The sequence below is a fragment of the Enterocloster sp. genome (genome assembly GCF_057861365.1).
Genome location: NZ_DBMACH010000006.1, coordinates 85,964 through 104,370, shown reverse-complemented (window position 1 = coordinate 104,370; position 18,407 = coordinate 85,964). Strand labels below are relative to the sequence as shown.

The window sequence follows — 18,407 nt, the reverse complement described above, 5'->3', positions numbered from 1 at the left end:
AAATCAGACAGAAAGGAAGAAGATACTATGGGGATGAAATGCATCGGTGTAGACGTAGGAGGAACCAGCGTAAAGATGGGAATCTTTGAGACAACCGGAGAATTGCTGGATAAGTGGGAGGTAAAAACAAGAAAGGAAGAAAATGGAAAATATATTCTTCCGGATGTCGCTGCTTCCATCCGTGAAAAGGTATCAGCCATGGGGCTGGATCTGAAAACGGATATTGCAGGAGCCGGACTGGGAGTGCCGGGGCCGGTGATGCCGGACGGAAGCGTAGAGGTCTGCGTAAATCTGGGATGGAAAAATGTAAATCCCCAGAAGGAGCTCAGTGCCCTGCTGGATGGCATTCCTGTAAAGAGCGGAAATGATGCCAATGTAGCTGCCCTTGGCGAGATGTGGCAGGGAGGCGGAAAAGGCTATGATAACCTTGTGATGATTACTCTCGGTACCGGAGTAGGCGGAGGAGTGATCCTGGATCAGAAGATCGTGGCCGGACGTCACGGTCTGGCCGGAGAGATCGGACATATCCATGTAAGGGACGAGGAAAAGGAATACTGTAACTGCGGCGGTCAGGGATGTCTGGAGCAGATCTGCTCCGCTACGGGCATTGCAAGAGAAGCCAGAAGAAAGATGGCTGCCAGCGAGACGGCTTCCATTCTCCGCCAGTACGGTGACAATGTAAGTGCGAAAAACGTGCTGGATGCGGCCAAGGAGGGAGACGAACTGGCATTGGAGGTTATGGCTGTGGTAAGCCATTATTTGGGTTTGGCGCTGTCCCAGGCTGCTCTGATCGCAGATCCTGATATTTTCGTAATCGGCGGCGGCGTATCAAAAGCAGGCCAGTTCCTTATTGATATGGTCCAGAAGGACTATGATCATTTTATGACGATTTCCAAAAATAAAGCTAGGCTGGGTCTGGCAACTCTGGGAAATGACGCAGGAATCTATGGGGCGGCAAGACTGATTTTGTAGTGAGGGGAAATTTAAGAGGGAAAGATTGGAAACAGGTACGGTCGAGATCATAATAAAAGGCGGGAAGATACCGGGGAGAGACATCACATTTTCTCTGGTAATCTTCCCGCTTTTTTGGGCAGGCTGGACATTCGTTTTTAAACTATGATCTATTTCAGTATATACTTTGTCCCCCGTCCCTTCCCTTCAACGACCACAATTCCTTTTTGCTCCATACCTTTCAGAAGCTGCGTTGTCTTTGATCTTCCAAAGGGGACATAGGGGGCAATTTCACTGATTGGTTTCAGCATTGTTTTACTTAAAAATTTATATACCGTTTGTTCGTTTTCCGTTAAATTCAGATTTTTCTCAAAAACAGGAAGCACAATTTTAATTGTATTTTCGGATACTTCAAAATCCGGTTTGATAAGTCCTTCTTCATAAAGATGTTTTATTCTTGTAATTCCTGTTCCGAATATTTCGACAAAGCCTAATCTGTAAAATACATTCGCGAGGTTCCTGTTTCTTAATACAGAAAGTTTTCCTGATAAATATTCTTCCTCTGTGATTCCGGATGGTAGCCCTCCCGGAGAGATAACCTCAATCCGGTCATCAAACATTAAAACCCGGATTTGCGATGCTATATCCCAGGCTCTGTGAATCAAAGCATTTGCAATCGCTTCCCGAAAAGCTGCTTCTGGTATTTTTTCTACCTTTTCCCGGTCAGCACCCTGTATTACTTCATATTGATAATAATCTCTGAATACATCGATCGACTTTTCATAAACTTCCAATATCGATCTGTTTTCAAAGGTTGCCCTTTTTTGAATGATGCTGATATTTTCACCGAATTTTACAATATCAATTCCCGGAAAATGATTGGTATCGGCTAGAATTGCTGCTGCATTATTATATCCATTGTTATTGTCATATAAGTTTAATGTTCTTAATGTATCCTGATTGAATGCTTCGATTTGGATATGCTCTTTTAGCTTTCGATGCAAAATTTCAAAAGACAATTCCTGCTGTCTGCATGGCAGCTCTTCAAAGCTGATATTTTTTCCTTCCAGTATAAGTCTGGATAATTCCAGGGTGTCTGCTTCAATTGTCGCTGTATCATTTCGTTTGAAAGCCTTTGATTTGTACAAATACGGCTTTTGAATACCGCTTTTGACTGTGAGCTTAATCGTTTGGTCATTATTTTGTATTTCCAGTGTGTAATTGGGCTGAGGAGAAATGCTGTCATTAATTTTGTTTTCAATGTCCAGACAGGCTTGTTTTACATCCTTTAATCCCTTGATGTTTCCATCATCATCAATTCCAAAATAAATGGTTCCGCCATCATAATTGGAAAATGCACTAACTGTTTTTAGAAAAGTATTTGTAATGGTTTCCTTAAATTCCTGTGTTCGTGTTTCACGCATATAAATCACATCCTTCTGGGTTTTATTAATTGTATTATACGCAAAAACGCACAAAAAAACAATCGCAAAATTTTACGATTGTTTTTTCGGCTGATTTTAATTATAAATAAGCTTATGGAATCCAGACTCCATTTGCATCCACCCAGCAGTTATCCGGTGTATAGCAGTTTGCATACATTGCGCCGGAGGAGGGATCCAGATAGTAGTACAGGCCGTTTACCTGTATCCAGCCGGTTGCCATGTAGCCGTCTGCGTCAAAATAATACCACTGGCCGTTTACATCCTTCCACTGGGATGCAGGATAGGTTCCGTCTGCGTTCTGCCACCACCAGCGCACATGGTCGGCTGCCTGTTTCCAGCCTTCGGAGACAGAATTTCCGGCTGTCTGTTCAGGGGAAGTTTTCCAGTTGCTCTTGGCATTGTTGCTGGCTTTTACAGAACGCACTTTAAATGTGTAGGTTCCATTTTCCGTCATCCAGTCCGTAAAGTCATAGAAGGTATTATATACGGACAAAGTAGAGTTTCCGCCGTCAGGAGGCGTTACGAGGGAGCCATTCCGATATAACTGGACCTGGAAATATTTGGCAGATTCAATGTCATCCCATACAGCGACCTTTGGATTGTCAGAATCCCAGGACAGGTTTCCGGGGGCAGGCGCGTCGCTCATATCGGCGTCTTCGTCAAAAACCAGCTTTACAGTCAGGATGACAGTAGCTCCGCCGTCTGTTTTTCGGGCGTCTACGAATTTGATCTTGTCAAAGCGGGATTTGATGGAGCTGTCCAGAGTGAGTTTGAAGCTGCTGGAGGAGGTTCCGGAAAAGGCGTATTCTTCCTCGTTCTCCAGACCAAGGGTAATATCTACCTCAGGAGGATTGGATTTGGACCAGTCGTCCCCTTCATCATTGACAACTTCAACGGCATCTACATAGTACAGATCCGTGTTGTCTCCTGTGGGTGTTACATCTACTTCACCGCCACTGCTGCCGGCTCGGATATCGCTGTCGACGGTCAGGCAGATCTTTCCTACCTTTGTTTTGTTGTCAGCCAGGGCTGCGGGAGCAAAGGCAGAAGAGAGAAGGGCTGCGGTCATAAAAAAAGCGGCTGCCTGTTTGATTCGGGTCATAGTCATCCATCCTTTCCTGTCAGAGTTTATGCATTTAAAACTCTGGTATTTACAAATAATGATACCATCAGTATACCATAAAATGGGTGGTCTGGAAAGTCTACAGAACCGTTGATCGGGGAAGTGAGAAGATAAATTCTGTCCCCACGCCTTCGGTGCTGATCACATCAATATTTTCTCCATGGGACTGGAGGATTTCCTTTACAATGGAAAGACCAAGTCCGGTCCCTTTTTTGTCTTTTCCGCGGGAAAGATCGGTTTTGTAAAAGCGTTCCCATATTTTTTTCAGGCTGTCCTTTGGAATACCGATACCGGTATCCTTTACGGAAACGAAAATCTTTTCATACTGTCCTGCCGCCTGGATATAGATCACAGAATCATTGTGGCTGAATTTGATGGCATTGTCGATCAGGTTGTACATTACCTGCTGTATTTTTTCCATATCAGCATAGACCATCTGGATATTATCGGAAAAAGTCAGATCAAAGCTGATATTTTTTTTGCCGCAGGTACCTTCAAAGGAGGCTGCGGTATCCTTGATGACACGGTTAATATCAAAGTTCGTCCGTGTCAGGTATCCTCTGGCATCCAGTGAATTTAAGGTCAGCATACTTTCCGTCAGCTTGTGAAGCCGTTCTGTTTCGGAAATAACTCTGGAAATATATTTTTCATACAGCTCCGGCGGAATGGTTCCGTCCAGGATTGCTTCCAGATAGCCTTTGATGGAGGTTAAGGGGGAACGGAAATCGTGGGAAACATTTGCGATAAAATTCCTCTGATATTCCTCCATTTTATCCAGTTCATCTGACATATAGTTTAAGGTATCGGACAGGTATCCCATTTCATCATGGGTCTTTACTTGGATCCGGTAATCCAGATGGCCGGCTGCATATTCCTTGGCTCCTACTGTGATTTTTCGCAGGGGAAGATATACGGTCTGGGTAAAGACCAGAAGGATAATGAGGGACAGTCCGAAAATGGCCGCAGAGGTGATGTAGAGAATGTCCAGGATTTCACTCTGGGAATGGGCGATCTGGCTAACCGGCAGATGAAGGATCACATAGCCGTAGGTAGTGTAATTTCCGATCACCGGAGCAGATACGGTGAGAACGTCCTCATTAAAAAGGCCATAATAATTCCCAATGGTGTAGGAGCGGCTTCCTGAGGCAGTGGGGTCGAAATCCGGGATTACAGTCTGTGTCCGGCTGCCGTCCCGGCTGTCCATAAAAATGGCCCCTTGATTGTCCGCCACCCATATTTCTGCGCGCAGATAGGCGCCCAGACTTTTTAACTGGGAGGAAAAGGCAGCCAGATCCGGCCGTTTTCCGTCGTACATCTGACTGCAGGAGGCTGCAATATCATTTGCCTCATCATAAAGAGCCTCCGACCGCTCCCGCATCAGATAATCTCTGGTCATGCGGGAGGAAAAGGTGGCAATGGTGGTGAAGCCCAGAAGGCCGAAGATCAGATAGCCCAGGATAAATTTGGAGTAGAGTGAACGGGTCATGGTATTACCTCTTTACCTCGAATTTGTAGCCGATGCCCCATACCGTGGTAATGGACCAGTTGGCGTGATCCTTGATTTTTTCCCGCAGACGCTTGATATGTACGTCTACGGTCCGGGTATCTCCGATGTATTCGTAGCCCCAGATGTGATCCAGGAGCTGCTCTCTTGTAAAGACCTGATTCGGCGAGGAGGCCAGAAAGTAGAGAAGCTCCAGCTCTTTGGGAGGCATTTCCACCGAATGGCCTTTGTAGAGTACAGAGTAGTTTGTCAGGTTTACGATCAGATCCGGGTACTCCACATATTCTCCCTGCTGCTTTGGTTCTGTAGAAATGGAGGCAGGGGCTGCCTGATAACGGCGGAGAACTGCTTTTACACGGGCGACCAGCTCTTTGGAATCAAAGGGTTTGATCATATAGTCATCTGCTCCCAGCTCCAGCCCCAGAACCTTGTCAAAGATTTCACCCTTGGCTGACAGCATGATGATGGGAACCTGAGATGAGGTGCGCAGCTCCCGGCAGACCTGATAGCCGTCTATGCCCGGAAGCATCAGGTCAAGAAGGATCAGGTTGGGTTTAAATTCGGGGAATACCTTAAGGGCTTCCTCGCCGTCTCCTACGATCATTGTTTCATAACATTCTTTCATTAAATACAGGGAAATAAGTTCTGCAATATTTGCATCATCATCTACGATCAGAATCTTCTGTTTTTCAGCCATTGGTGAAAATCCTCCTTATGTCATTACTTAAAAGTCACGATGGTAACGCCGGTTCCGCCTTCTCCAAACTCACCCAGGCGGAAATCCTTTACATACTTTAATTGACGCAGCCGCTTGTGACAGGCATTTTTCAGCGCTCCCGTACCGCGTCCGTGAACAACCCGCACACTCGGCATATGGGCCAGATATGCATCGTCCAGATATTTTTCCATGGCAGGCACGGCCTCGTCTGTAGTCATGCCGATGAGATTGACCTCTGTTCCCACGGAAAATGATTTTGACATCCGGATCTGGCCACTTCCGCTGCCATTTCCCTTTGCCTGTGAAAATGTTTTCTTTGCCTTGGAGCCTGCCGCCGTGCCGCCGTAGGTGCGTGAGGAACCGTCTCCAAGGGTGGCGCTTATGTCGTCTTCACGGATCAGCTCCAGATCACGGATATTGACTCTGGAACGGAGAATGCCCATCTGGACAAAGAGATCGCCCTTTGCATCCGGCAGGGTGCTGACGGTGCCCTTCAGGTTCATGGAAAGCACCTTTACGCCGTCTCCGATTTTTAGTTTCTTTGGTGAAATGGGCTGGCTGGGGCCTTTGGCCTTTACTGCCAGCTTATCGTCGGTCTTTTTAATCTGCTCCCGCAGTTTGGCTCTCTGAGCCTCCAGTTCTTTTCCTACGCCGGATTCAGAAGCCAGGCGGTTGATCTCGCGGATGGTCTGGTCTGCCGTCTCCTTGGCTTCTCTTAAAATCCTCTGGGCTTCCTCAGAGGCATTGCGGATCAGCTTATCCTTGCGCTCGTCCAGACGTTCTTCCTTCTGGGTCAGGCGGGATTTTAGCTGGGCAATCTCCTCCTTATAGGAGCGGATTTCCTCCTGCTCCTTTTCAATGGTGACGCGGCTGGTTTCCAGGCTGGCAAGAAGATCTTCAAAGGATTCGTCCTTGGCTTCCAGATGGCTTTTTGCATCTTCGATAATGAAATCGGGAAGGCCCAGCTTTTTGGAAATGGCAAAGGCGTTACTTTTGCCGGGAATGCCGATTAACAGGCGGTAGGTGGGATGGAGCGTTTCCACGCTGAATTCGCAGCAGGCATTTTCCACACCGGGAGTGGTGAGGGCAAAGACCTTTAATTCGCTGTAGTGGGTAGTTGCCATGGTTCGGCACTTCATGTTGTGGAGGAAGGACAGCACAGCAATGGCAAGAGCCGCGCCCTCGGTGGGATCTGTTCCTGCGCCAAGCTCGTCAAAGAGGCATAAGGAACGGGAGTCTGCCTGCTGTAAAATAGATACGATATTTGTCATGTGGGCGGAGAAGGTACTGAGGCTTTGCTCAATGCTCTGTTCGTCCCCGATATCTGCAAATACTTCGTCAAAAACAGCCAGCTCCGAGCCTTCCCATGCAGGGATATGAAGGCCGGCCTGTCCCATCAGGGTAAACAGTCCCACGGTTTTTAAGGAAACGGTCTTGCCTCCGGTATTGGGGCCGGTGACGATCAAAAGATCAAAATTCTTTCCCAGCCAGATGTTGATAGGGACTACTTTCTGGGGATCTAAGAGCGGGTGGCGTCCGTCTTTGATGTGAATGCGGCCTTTGTCATTAAATACAGGCGCACTGCACCGGTACTGGCGGGACAGGGCGGCTTTGGCAAAGATAAAGTCAAGCTGGGCCAAAAGCTCCATATTCAGGCGCAGTTCTTCTATATGGGGAGCCGCTTCATTGCTTAAAGAGGCCAAAACAGCTTCAATTTCCTTCTGCTCCTGGATTTCCAACTCCCGGATCTCATTGTTCAGCTTCACGATAGCCATGGGTTCGATGAAAAGGGTAGAGCCGGTGGCAGACTGATCGTGGACCATACCGGAAACCTGGTTTTTATATTCAGCCTTTACAGGGAGGCAGTAGCGTCCGTCCCTCATGGTGATCACCGCATCCTGAAGATAGGTGCGGTGAGAATTTAAAATGGAATTTAACTGGGTATGGATGCGGTCCGCCGCAGCCTTGATGGAACGGCGTACCCGGGAAAGACCGGGGCTGGCTTCATCTGCAATTTCATCTTCTGAGAGGATACAGCGTTTGATTTCATTATTTAAAGGGGTTAAAGGCTCGATGGACTGAAATAAGGGATCCAGGGAGTCAGGCACATATTCAGCCACTTCAGCCTGCTTCGGCGGCTTCTGTCCGGGAAAACGGGGGGTGAAAACGGGGGGGGACTCTGTATCCCTGCGTCCGTAAGCCTTGGCTCTTGAAGCCACGGTAAGAACCGAGCTGATAGAGAGAAGCTCAGGGATGCTAAGAGAGCTTCCGATTTCCAGGCGCTTTAAGGAACCGCCGATTTCCCGAAGGCCGGAAAAGGAAACAGAGCCCTTTAAACGCACACGGTTCACAGCGTCTGTGGTCTGGGCCTGGCGGGTGCGGATCTCTTCCAGATCAGAAGAAGGAGACAGTTCCCGGCACAGGGACTTCCCTAGAGGAGAGGCCGCATGGCTTTCCAGTTGGGTGATTATCTTCGTATATTCCAGGGTTTTTAATGCTTTTTGGTTCATTTTTTATCAATAACCTCCTGAGAGTGGTACAAAATATCCTGTTTACACGGACAAGTATACCACATCCCCCGATATTTACGATAGGGGAAAATTCCGAACGAACAAAAACTTGCATATTAAGCGTGAGAACCGTATAATAAGAGGTGAGATTCTTCGTAAGGAGGAGCGAAATGGCGGATAAGCGTGAAGACAAGGGAACGGACGAAGGCCAGGAAAAACAGAAACCGTTTATCAGGGAGAAAATCGTCCGCCAGCCACCTTCCGGGCGGCAGATCATGAGAAAAATTTTGATGACAGGAGCCTGCGCAGTTGTGTTCGGAACAGCAGCTGCGGTATGCTTTTCGGCTGTAAAGCCGATCGCAGACAGAGCCTTCGGCCCGGAGGAGACAGAGCAGGAGCCGATCACCATTGCAAAGGATGAGCCGGAAGCGCAGCAGCCTGTACAGACAGAGTGTGCGCCGGTGCCTGAGGAAACAGAGCCGGTGGAGGATATGGTGCGGTCAGAGATGGAGAAGTATCCGTATTCTATGGATGATCTGAACCGTCTCTACGGAAATTTGAATACGCTGGTTGAAGAGAATGAGGGCTGTGTGGCTTCTGTTCACTCGATTCAGAGGGAAACGGACTGGTTTGATAATCCCATTGAAACTACAGGCCAGTATTCAGGCGTGGTGATTTCCTGCACAAGAGGAGAGATCCTTGTTCTGGTGCCGGATGAGGCGGTAGATACGGCGGATTCCATTGAAGTATCATTTTCAGGCGGAACCATTCTTCCGGGTACTGTAAAACAAAAGGATTCTGTGGCAGATATGGCTCTTGTAAGCGTAAATGCCGCAGAGCTGGAGGACAGGCAGTATGAGCGCATAAAAGAGCTTCCGCTGGGAAATTCTTACGGTGTCAGGCAGGGAGATCTGGTGGTTGCCATCGGTTCCCCGGCCGGTGTGACCGGTTCCAGTGGATACGGCGCTATTTCCTATGTAGTGCGCAGCACAAAAGCGGTAGACGGAAGTACCAGGATCTTTTATACGGATACAGCGGCAGATTCCCAGGCGGGAACCTTCCTTATTAATACGGATGGAGAACTGATCGGCTGGGCGGTGGATGATTATGGGCAGGAGGATCATTCTTCCATGACAGCCGTTATGTCCGTATCGGATTATAAGGGGGCCTTGGAACTTATGAGCAACGGTCTTCCTGTGCCTTACTTTGGTATACTGGGACAGGAGATCACGGCAGCCATGGCCCAGAAGGGAATGCCTAAGGGCATCTATATTTCAGAAGCCGTTATGGACAGTCCAGCTTATAATGCAGGCCTTCAGCCGGGGGATATTCTCACAAAGCTGGGAGATATGCCGGTGACAAATCTGAAGGAATTTCAGGGCCAGGTGGAAAAGCTCCAGGCAGGAACGAAGATCATTGTAAACGTACAGCGCAGCAATGGCAAAGACGAATACAGGGAAATCCCCTTTGAGATAACCGTTGGAACCAGATAAGTGCGGTGTGGGAGTCCGAACGAAGCGGACTCCCTTTTCAGTAAAAGAGAGATGAGGTATGAAAATGAGATATATTGAGACATTCCATGAAGGAAATCATATTTCCGATATTTATTTATGCAAGACAAAACAGATTCAGCTTACAAAAACAGGAAAAGAATATGGAAATCTGATCCTTCAGGATAAGACAGGCACCATTGAGGCAAAGATCTGGGATCTTTCTTCTCCGGGAGTAGGGGAATTTGACGCAATGGACTATGTGCACATTGAGGCAGATGTGACGCTGTTTCAGAATGCAAACCAGCTGAATGTGCGCCGGATTCGCACCGCCAGAGAGGGAGAGTATGTGGAGGCGGATTATCTGCCTGTTTCTAAAAAAGAGATTGGAAAGATGTATGAGGAGCTGCTGGGATTTGTGCGCAGTGTGAAGAATCCATGGCTGAATCAGCTTTTGTCAGGGTATTTTGTGGAAGATAAGGAATTTGCCAAGGCGTTCCAGTTCCATTCCGCGGCAAAGACCGTTCATCATGGATTCGTAGGAGGACTCTTAGAGCATACCTTAAGTGTGGTAAAGCTCTGCGACTACTATGCAGGGTATTATAAGACATTAAACAGGGATCTGCTTCTCACCGCAGCCATGTTCCACGATATCGGAAAGATGCAGGAGCTGTCACGTTTCCCTGAAAATGATTATACCGACGACGGCCAGCTTCTGGGCCATATTATGATCGGCACGGAGATGATTTCCGAGCGGATCCGCCAGATTCCGGATTTCCCGCCCAGACTGGCGTCTGAGTTAAAACACTGTATTCTGGCCCATCACGGAGAGCTGGAATATGGTTCACCCAAGAAACCGGCTCTTTTGGAAGCGCTGGCACTGAATTTTGCAGACAATACAGATGCCAAGATGGAGACAATGATCGAGGCTCTGGCAGTAGGCGGAACGAATAAGGGCTGGCTGGGCTACAACAGGCTTTTAGAAACCAACATCAGAAAGACAACGGAGTAAGGAAAGTGGAAAAAAATCAGGAATTTACAGTTACCATTGAAGATATGAGCGAGGACGGCTCCGGTATCGGAAAGCTTGACGGCTACATCTGGTTTATCAAGGATACGGTCATCGGCGACCAGGTGCGGGCGAAAGCCATGAAGATGAAAAAATCCTATGGTTTTGCCCGTCTGATGGAGGTGATCACTTCTTCTGCTTTTCGGACAGAGCCAAGATGCCCTGCGGCCCGTCCCTGCGGGGGCTGCCAGCTCCAGGCCATGAAATATGAGGAGCAGCTGGCATTTAAAGAGCGAAAGATTAAAAATAACCTTATGCGGATCGGCGGTTTTAAAGAGGAAGAAATCCCCATGTTTCCAATTATTGGAATGGAGGAGCCCTGGCGGTACCGCAACAAGGCTCAGTTTCCTTTTGGAATGAATAAAAACGGAGAAATTATAACCGGATTTTATGCGGGCCGCACCCATGATATCATTGAAAATGCGGACTGCCTGCTGGGGGTACAGGAAAACAGGGGAATACTGGAAATTATCAAGGCATTTATGAAGGAATATAGGATCAGGCCCTATGATGAGAAAAGCCATCAGGGGCTGGTTCGCCATGCCCTGATCCGAAAAGGGTTTAAGAGCGGTGAGATCATGGTCTGTCTGGTGATCAACGGAAAGCGCCTGCCCCACGGGGAAGAGCTGGTAAAGCGGCTGTCGGCTGTTTCAGGAATGACCAGCATTTCTTACAGTATCAATGAGGAAAAGACCAATGTGATCATGGGAAAAGAGATTGTAAATCTTTATGGTCCAGGGTATATTACAGATTCCATTTCGGATGTAACATATCAGATCTCCCCCCTGTCTTTTTATCAGGTTAATCCGGTGCAGACAGAAAAGCTGTATGGAACAGCCCTGGAATATGCGGGCCTTACGGGAAAAGAAACGGTATGGGATCTGTACTGCGGCATTGGAACTATTTCCCTGTTCCTGGCTCAGAAGGCGAAAAAGGTATATGGCGTGGAGATTGTCCCCCAGGCCATTGAAGATGCCAGAAGAAATGCCCGGTTGAATGGAATGGAAAATGTGGAGTTCTTTGTAGGAAAGGCAGAGGAGGTGCTGCCGGAGCAGTATGAAAAGAACCAGATCTATGCCGATGTGATCGTGGTAGATCCCCCAAGAAAGGGCTGCGACCAGATGTGCCTGGATACGATCCTGAAAATGCGGCCCGAACGGGTCGTTTATGTCAGCTGCGATTCCGCTACCCTGGCAAGAGATCTGAGATACCTTGTGGATGGGGGGTATGAGGTGAAGAAGGTTAGAGGGTGTGATATGTTTCCGCAGGGGGGACACTGCGAAACGGTTGTAAAATTGGAGCGGGTAAAAAGAAAATAGGAGAATTGTGAGGCGAGAAAATTGGAAAATCGAAATCGGATGGGAAAGAATAAAGAGGGTGTAATTTTCCCTGTTGCTCCAAATCTTTCTGACATGAGTGGTGCCTATTTGGAATTTATAGAAGAAATTAAAAAAGAGATTCAACATCAGCGACTAACTGTTGTATTGAATGCGAATTCAAGTATGATTTGTCTTTATTGGCACATAGGAAAAGAAATTCTGCAAAAACAGGAAAAGGAAGGCTGGGGAGCGAAAATTATAGACCGTATGTCAAAAGATTTGAAAGAAGCATTTCCAGATATGTCCGGTTTTTCGCCAAGAAATATCAAGTATATGAGAAAATTTGCGGCCTGTTGGCCTGATTTTGAAAAGGTGCAGCAGGTTGTTGCACAAATACCATGGCGAACAAATTTAAAATTGCTTGATAAACTGAGTACACAGGAAGAACGAATTTGGTATGCTCATAAGACTATTGAAAACGGTTGGAGCAGTAATGTATTGGATTTTCAGATACAGAACAGATTACTTGAGCGTACTGGGAAAAGTGTGAACAACTTTCCGGCCGCATTACCGCCGGCAGATTCGGATATGGCAAACCAGATTTTCAAAGATCCATATTTATTTGATTTTTTAGGTACCGATATGCCAAGACGTGAAGTTGAAATTGAGCGTCAATTGGTAGAACATATTCAGAAATTTTTATTGGAACTGGGGCAGGGTTTTGCGTTTGTAGGCAGACAGGTACATTTGGAAGTGGGAGGACAGGATTTTTATATTGATTTGCTGTTTTATCATTTGAAACTTCGTTGTTATGTTGTGATTGAATTAAAGGCCTGTGATTTTGAACCAGGATTTATCAGTCAGCTTAATATGTATCAGAATATCGTAAATGATATTTTATGCCATCCAGATGATAAGCCAACGATTGGTTTGTTATTGGTGAAAGGGAAGAATAAGACGGTTGTTGAGTATTCTTTGACAGGATATCAAAATCCGATCGGTGTTGCAGAATGGCAAAATCAAATAGAAAAGGAATTACCGGAAGAATTAAAGAGTAGTTTACCGTCTATTGCAGAAATCGAAAGGGAACTGGCGTAATTGTGCAACAGGTTGTTGCATAATTTGGATGATGTAACTATCCGGAAATTTCGACAGGTTCGAAAAGAATGAAGGGGCATTTGGAGTTTTGAAAAATGATTATGAATTTCAATGATTTTTACTTCGAGGAAAAACCAAGGTAAAACAGGAGATTCTTTTGCTCTGTAGGGGGTATAACATTAATAAACTGCATGCAAAAATCCAAAAAGAACGCACAGAAAGTTAGCTTTTCCCAGTAAAAGAAACAGCCTGAACAGCCAAAAAAATGGAGGCTTTTTTAAAGTACGCCAAAAATCCGGAAGAATTTCCAAATGAAAAGAATTCTTTCCGGATTTTTTCATGTATAGAGCGAGGGCATCGCTCAATCATCTAATTTGATGATTTTGCGACACCCTCATAATAAATAGCTTTTAATTATTGAGAAGTTCCTCCCTTTCAATTCAACGGCTCAATCACAGGCATTGTTTTCGAAGCGGGAGCGGATTCTGCCGGTTTGGATTCCTGAGTGGCTTTGGAAGCCTCTGCCGCTTTGGAAGCCTCTGTTGCTTTGGAAGCTTCTGTTGCTTTTGCAGCAGATGTAGCTTTGGAGGTTTCTGTATTTTTGGAAGCTTTTGTCTCAGATTTTGCAGCTTCCGAGCTCTTGGACGTCTGAGCAGTTTTTGAGGTTTCTGTGTTCTTTGCAGCTTTGGTAGATTTTGTGGCCTCTGTACTCTTAGGAGCCTTCGTGGATTTTGTAGCTTCCGTGCTCTTTGCGGCCTTTGCATTCTTAGCGGTTTCCGTACTCTTAGACGCCTTGGTAGACTTAGACGCCTCTGTATTCTTGGAAGTTTTGGAAGACTTTGCGGCTTCCGTGCTCTTGGACGTCTTTTCCTTATCGGAATTGGAGGTTTTCTTGTCCTCCTCCTTTTTACTTCCGTTTGTTCCGTTTTCTCCGTCTTCCGGGAAATCTGTTTCCCGGCTGTCTGTGTCAATGCCGGAGGTGCTTAAGGAAAAAGCGGACTGATTTGCATTTCCGGCCATATCTTCCAGATATACGGTCAGGGAACCTTTCTCCAGATCAAAGGTAATGCGGCCGGTTTCCTTGTCATAGCTGACAGGAGCTGTCCGTTTTCCAGCATCATCCGTAGCATAAACAGCCTCATAATTGATTCCGGAAATATTGTCCTCTGCGATCAGCTCCAGTTTACCGTCTTCCATGACCACAGTTTCTTCATCGATCGAGGGAGCTGTGTCATCTAAGACTGCGATATGCTCGTTTTGACGGGCAGGCATACCGTTCCAGCCCTCCACATAGATTTCCAGAGCGCCGTTATTTGTTAAGGCAGCATGGTAAACGCCGCCTTCTTTTTTGAATTCAATATCCTGGGATTCCAGGGTTGTGGTAAGTTTCCGGATAGGAATCAGCGATTTTACCTTAAGGGAAACATCTACGGTTTTGTAATCAGTGGTGTCCCCTACAGTCAGCTCGATTCGGGGGGAAGCGGTTACCAGAAAGAGTAGAAGAAGGTTGAAAACAATAAACGGCAGCACATACCATAAAAGATTGTGAAGGAACCGGTTTTCATTTCCGGAACGGCCGTTATTGCTGTGTTTTGGGCTGCGCCGTGAGCCGTGTGAGGCTGGTGAACGGTCGCTGCGGGGCGCTGTATAGGATGAATGGCGGTCCATTGCCTTTGTCCTCCTTTGAAGTTTGGTCAAAATACCACTATAGCATAGCAGAAATTGTCTGGTCTTACAAGGAAAAATTGCTCTTGTAAGAGTGTTGTAAGAAAGTCTGTGGGGAAAAGGGATGAAAACAGGAGCAGAATATGATATGATGGGAATGATACTACATATGCCAAAATATTCCCGGAACGGGAAGGGCACAGGATGATCCTCAGGGGTCTAGCGAGAAAAGGGGCAGAGCCATGATAGAAGAAGCAGCAGCATTTGCGGCGCAGGCGCACCATGGAACATTCAGAAAAGGGACACAGATCCCGTATATTACACACCCGATGGAGGCAGCTCTGATCGTATCCGGGTTTACGGATGATCCGGAGATGATCGCGGCAGCGCTTTTGCATGATGTGGTTGAGGATACGGGCGTGACAGAAGAGGAGATTAGGGAGCGCTTCGGTTCAAGAGTAGCCTGTCTGGTGGCAAATGAGACAGAGGATAAAACAAAATGCTGGAGGGAACGGAAGGGAGCTACCATACAGCATCTGAAAAGTGCTCCAAGAGAGATTAAGATCCTGGCTCTTGGGGATAAGCTCAGCAATATGCGCTGTACGGCAAAGGATTATCTGGTTCTTGGGGATGAAATCTGGCAGCGGTTTAATGAAAAGGATAAGGCCATGCACGCCTGGTATTACTGGGGGATTGCAGATGCATTGGATGATTTAAAGGAACATCTTTATTACAAAGAATATATTATGCTCTGCCGGACTGTATTCGGAGCTGGGACATGAGGTCAATGAAGCAGGAAGTCCATTGGCTTTAGGCGATGGACGGTCTACTGGAAGCGGCAGACAGTAAGGAGAATGAAAGAATGAGCAATTTAAAACGAAACGGCAGGATTTTGGCGCTGCTTGTCATAATGGGAATCCTGTTTGGAACCCAGGGAATGACGGCACTTGCAGGAACCATGGGAGTAGGGGCGGCAGCAGGTCCGGCCGGCGGGCCGGGCATGGAAGCAGTGGGCCCATCAGATCAGAACGATGAGCAGGAAAAGCCGTCTGAAACAGATGGGGTACAGAGCGCGGAAGGTCAGCCGGCAGGCGGATCCGAAGCCCAGGGGGAATCCGGACAGTCCGCTACCGGATCCGAAATTCAGGATACAGCGGATCATTCAACAGCCTCATCTGACCTCCCTCTTCAGGTAAACTACAGTATTTACTCCCCGGTCCAGGGATGGAGCGGTACGGCTGCGGATAATCAGGCATTGCAGGCTCCTTATGGAAGCTGGGTGGCAGCTATGAGGGCGAATCTGATCAATATTCCGGCAGATGCTCAGGTAGGCATCCGCTATCAGGTAAATTTAAGCGGGACCGGCTGGCTGGATCCGGCAGAGGATGGAGCGGAGGCGGGAAATGCGTCTGCTGAGGCGCCGCTGGAAGCGATCTGCATGGAGCTGTATGGAGCGTCTGCAGCATCATATGATCTGTATTATAAGGTTTATCAGAATGGTACATGGACGGATTGGGCATTAAATGGAGCTGTGGCAGGTACGGAGGGAGCTGGCCTGAGGATCGATGGAATCAGGGCTGCGATCACGGCAAAGGACGCCGGAGCGCCTCAGGCAGCCATGAACGCAGTCGATCCCTCCAGACCTATGATCGCCCTGACCTTTGATGACGGCCCGCGGACTTCGGTTACCAGCCGGATCCTTGACAGCTTGCAGCAGAATGGGGGACGGGCTACATTCTTTATGGTAGGTACCAATGTGGACTCCAATGCCGCAGTGATCCGCCGTATGGCCGAACAGGGCTGTGAGGTCGCAAACCACACCAATGACCATAAATATCTTACAAAAATTGGGGCGGAAGGCATTCGCAGCCAGGTAGGTTCTGTGAATCAGAAGATTGCTTCTGCCTGCGGTGTGTCTCCGGTACTGATGCGTCCGCCAGGAGGATATGTGGACGGCGCATCACTGTCTGTATTAGGCTCTATGGGTATGCCGGCAATTATGTGGTCTATTGATACGAGAGACTGGCAGCACCGTAATGCTCAAAGAACCATTGATACGGTTCTGGATCAGGTAAAGGATGGAGACATCATTTTGATGCATGATATTTATGAGCCAACGGCACAGGCGGCAGAAGTTCTGATTCCTGAACTGACAGCCAGAGGTTATCAGCTGGTAACAGTCAGCGAACTGGCTTCGTTTAGGGGCGGTATCCAGCCCGGACATAAATACAGCCAGTTCCGTTAAAAATACTTGCAATTTGAAGCATACATATTTATAATGTCTTTACCGGGCGGAGTTCCCTCCGTCCGGATCTATTTTCTAAAGTCTTCAGGGTTTTATACATCAGATTCATTCATTTCTTAAATTTCCAAAGGTCTCCCACACCAGGATATTTGATTTGAAAACAGAACCGCACATTGGCAATTAGATAAAAGCAGAATACACTGCAAAAGGCGGAAAGCCAAACAGGTATTTTATGTAAATCAGATAAACCAAAACGGGGGAACAAATATGAACGAATACAAAAACAGAAGGCAGCTTTTATGTCTGGCGGTCACGGCGGGAATGATGTTTACTGCTGTCAATGTATCATCCAAAACGGTCTGGGCCGCTGCAGAGCAGGTGATCGAGTATGATCCGAATCAGGAGGAAAAGACACATCCGGGCTCCATTATTTTAAAACAGAATTTGAAGGAGGAAGACTTACCGTCGTTGAAACAGCCGGAAGCTTCCTATACAGATGAAAATGGGATTCATTACCGCCTGGCGGACTGGGAGGTGCGTGAGCTGCCGGAAGCTTCCCGGAGCCGTATGCTTGAAAAAACGGAAGTGTACCGGGAGGTAGAAGGAGCAGAGACGCTTCCACCCTATGTGGACAGCAGGCAGGAGGAAAATGGCGCAAAGATATCAGGACGGCTGTATATGCAGGAGAGTCGGGTACTGGGGGAGGAGTGGAGAGAGGATTTTCAGGCGCCTGTGACATTTTATTCCTATGGAGCAGATGAATATGAATTGGGTGGAATAAAAATTTCCGGGGAAGATATCCTGGATTCAGCTTTGGCAGAACAGGAGCTTCTTTTAGGAGAAATGGGGCTTTCGTCCGAGGCTTACCATATCACATCTATGGATTGGGATGGGGAAAGCTTTATGGATGAAACGGGCCAGGTCTGCCGCAGGGCGTCGGCAAGGGGAGAGAGGCTGCTGCGTGATTACGAGGCTGTATACAGAGGACAGGTTCAGGTTGTGGAGCCGGTTTCCTATGAGGTGTCCGCTGTGTATGAACCTGCGGAACTGGGGAATATTTCTAATTCAGAAAAAGAGCAGGAAGAGGCATTGGTTTTAGAGCCGGAAGCGGCAGAAGAGCCGGATCCATTTTTACGCTGGATCCGAACCGGAGTGACTGTTACGGCTGCATTGGGAGTTTCAGGCATATTGTTGGGGATTGTTCTGTATTTTACAGGGAAAAACAGGCGTAAAAGCCAGGAAGAGGAGCTGAAATATAATTAGAGCTTAA

Annotated in this window: 14 protein-coding genes and 1 pseudogene; 9 read left to right on the top strand and 6 right to left on the bottom strand. The window is 47.4% G+C overall.

Going from position 1 to position 18,407, the window contains the following annotated elements:
* Positions 1-27: 27 nt before the first annotated feature.
* The gene (locus ACZM6M_RS08255) at positions 28-972 is read left to right on the top strand and encodes an ROK family glucokinase (RefSeq protein WP_418926410.1); all 945 of its coding nucleotides are present in this window, start codon (positions 28-30) and stop codon (positions 970-972) included.
* Positions 973-1,121: 149 nt separating this feature from the next.
* Here ACZM6M_RS08255 and ACZM6M_RS08250 read toward each other — a convergent pair whose 3' ends face one another.
* The 5 genes from ACZM6M_RS08250 to ACZM6M_RS08230 form a co-directional block, all read right to left on the bottom strand.
* A complete protein-coding gene (locus ACZM6M_RS08250) occupies positions 1,122-2,375 on the bottom strand; it encodes an ATP-binding protein (protein ID WP_489490108.1) in 1,254 nt (417 codons plus the stop codon).
* Between the two features lie 112 nt (positions 2,376-2,487).
* On the bottom strand, positions 2,488-3,498 hold the full coding sequence (locus tag ACZM6M_RS08245; protein WP_489490107.1) for a hypothetical protein: 1,011 nt from the start codon (positions 3,496-3,498) through the stop codon (positions 2,488-2,490).
* Between the two features lie 100 nt (positions 3,499-3,598).
* Positions 3,599-5,005 (bottom strand): sensor histidine kinase, encoded by a 1,407-nt coding sequence (locus ACZM6M_RS08240; RefSeq protein WP_418497190.1) that lies wholly within the window; start codon positions 5,003-5,005, stop codon positions 3,599-3,601.
* Between the two features lie 4 nt (positions 5,006-5,009).
* Positions 5,010-5,720: a response regulator transcription factor gene (locus tag ACZM6M_RS08235; protein ID WP_066550553.1), complete on the bottom strand. Its 711-nt coding sequence runs from the start codon at positions 5,718-5,720 to the stop codon at positions 5,010-5,012.
* A 23-nt stretch (positions 5,721-5,743) separates the two neighbouring features.
* Positions 5,744-8,251: an endonuclease MutS2 gene (locus ACZM6M_RS08230; protein ID WP_489490106.1), complete on the bottom strand. Its 2,508-nt coding sequence runs from the start codon at positions 8,249-8,251 to the stop codon at positions 5,744-5,746.
* A gap of 170 nt (positions 8,252-8,421) precedes the next feature.
* Between ACZM6M_RS08230 and ACZM6M_RS08225 the strand changes: the two genes are divergently transcribed.
* The 5 genes and pseudogenes from ACZM6M_RS08225 to ACZM6M_RS08205 form a co-directional block, all read left to right on the top strand.
* Positions 8,422-9,744, top strand: coding sequence for a S1C family serine protease (locus ACZM6M_RS08225; RefSeq protein ID WP_418926406.1), 1,323 nt, complete (start codon positions 8,422-8,424; stop codon positions 9,742-9,744).
* Positions 9,745-9,808: 64 nt separating this feature from the next.
* Positions 9,809-10,753, top strand: coding sequence for a 3'-5' exoribonuclease YhaM family protein (locus ACZM6M_RS08220; protein ID WP_418926412.1), 945 nt, complete (start codon positions 9,809-9,811; stop codon positions 10,751-10,753).
* Between the two features lie 5 nt (positions 10,754-10,758).
* A complete protein-coding gene (gene rlmD, locus ACZM6M_RS08215) occupies positions 10,759-12,129 on the top strand; it encodes a 23S rRNA (uracil(1939)-C(5))-methyltransferase RlmD (protein WP_066550547.1) in 1,371 nt (456 codons plus the stop codon).
* A 39-nt stretch (positions 12,130-12,168) separates the two neighbouring features.
* Positions 12,169-13,227, top strand: coding sequence for a PDDEXK nuclease domain-containing protein (locus ACZM6M_RS08210; protein ID WP_066550544.1), 1,059 nt, complete (start codon positions 12,169-12,171; stop codon positions 13,225-13,227).
* A gap of 70 nt (positions 13,228-13,297) precedes the next feature.
* Positions 13,298-13,453: pseudogene (locus ACZM6M_RS08205) on the top strand (transposase); the annotation flags it as partial.
* 209 nt (positions 13,454-13,662) lie between these two features.
* On the opposite strand, the gene ACZM6M_RS08200 reads toward ACZM6M_RS08205, so the two are convergent.
* A complete protein-coding gene (locus ACZM6M_RS08200; protein WP_489490105.1) occupies positions 13,663-14,895 on the bottom strand; it encodes a hypothetical protein in 1,233 nt (410 codons plus the stop codon).
* 239 nt (positions 14,896-15,134) lie between these two features.
* Here ACZM6M_RS08200 and ACZM6M_RS08195 point away from each other — a divergent pair, with 239 nt between their 5' ends.
* The 3 genes from ACZM6M_RS08195 (at position 15,135) to ACZM6M_RS08185 (ending at position 18,400) form a co-directional block, all read left to right on the top strand.
* Positions 15,135-15,674 (top strand): HD domain-containing protein, encoded by a 540-nt coding sequence (locus ACZM6M_RS08195; RefSeq protein WP_066550535.1) that lies wholly within the window; start codon positions 15,135-15,137, stop codon positions 15,672-15,674.
* Positions 15,675-15,754: 80 nt separating this feature from the next.
* On the top strand, positions 15,755-17,137 hold the full coding sequence (locus tag ACZM6M_RS08190; RefSeq protein WP_489490102.1) for a polysaccharide deacetylase family protein: 1,383 nt from the start codon (positions 15,755-15,757) through the stop codon (positions 17,135-17,137).
* 267 nt (positions 17,138-17,404) lie between these two features.
* Complete coding sequence (locus tag ACZM6M_RS08185; protein WP_418926346.1) at positions 17,405-18,400, top strand: hypothetical protein; 996 nt, start codon at positions 17,405-17,407, stop codon at positions 18,398-18,400.
* Positions 18,401-18,407 lie beyond the last annotated feature (7 nt).

Coding starts and splice junctions, on each gene's coding strand:
- ACZM6M_RS08255 (WP_418926410.1), top strand. CDS start 28: ATGGGGATGAAATGCATCGGTGTAGACGTAGGAGGAACCAGCGTAAAG.
- ACZM6M_RS08250 (WP_489490108.1), bottom strand. CDS start 2,375: ATGCGTGAAACACGAACACAGGAATTTAAGGAAACCATTACAAATACT.
- ACZM6M_RS08245 (WP_489490107.1), bottom strand. CDS start 3,498: ATGACCCGAATCAAACAGGCAGCCGCTTTTTTTATGACCGCAGCCCTT.
- ACZM6M_RS08240 (WP_418497190.1), bottom strand. CDS start 5,005: ATGACCCGTTCACTCTACTCCAAATTTATCCTGGGCTATCTGATCTTC.
- ACZM6M_RS08235 (WP_066550553.1), bottom strand. CDS start 5,720: ATGGCTGAAAAACAGAAGATTCTGATCGTAGATGATGATGCAAATATT.
- ACZM6M_RS08230 (WP_489490106.1), bottom strand. CDS start 8,251: ATGAACCAAAAAGCATTAAAAACCCTGGAATATACGAAGATAATCACC.
- ACZM6M_RS08225 (WP_418926406.1), top strand. CDS start 8,422: ATGGCGGATAAGCGTGAAGACAAGGGAACGGACGAAGGCCAGGAAAAA.
- ACZM6M_RS08220 (WP_418926412.1), top strand. CDS start 9,809: ATGAGATATATTGAGACATTCCATGAAGGAAATCATATTTCCGATATT.
- ACZM6M_RS08210 (WP_066550544.1), top strand. CDS start 12,169: ATGGGAAAGAATAAAGAGGGTGTAATTTTCCCTGTTGCTCCAAATCTT.
- ACZM6M_RS08200 (WP_489490105.1), bottom strand. CDS start 14,895: ATGGACCGCCATTCATCCTATACAGCGCCCCGCAGCGACCGTTCACCA.
- ACZM6M_RS08195 (WP_066550535.1), top strand. CDS start 15,135: ATGATAGAAGAAGCAGCAGCATTTGCGGCGCAGGCGCACCATGGAACA.
- ACZM6M_RS08190 (WP_489490102.1), top strand. CDS start 15,755: ATGAGCAATTTAAAACGAAACGGCAGGATTTTGGCGCTGCTTGTCATA.
- ACZM6M_RS08185 (WP_418926346.1), top strand. CDS start 17,405: ATGAACGAATACAAAAACAGAAGGCAGCTTTTATGTCTGGCGGTCACG.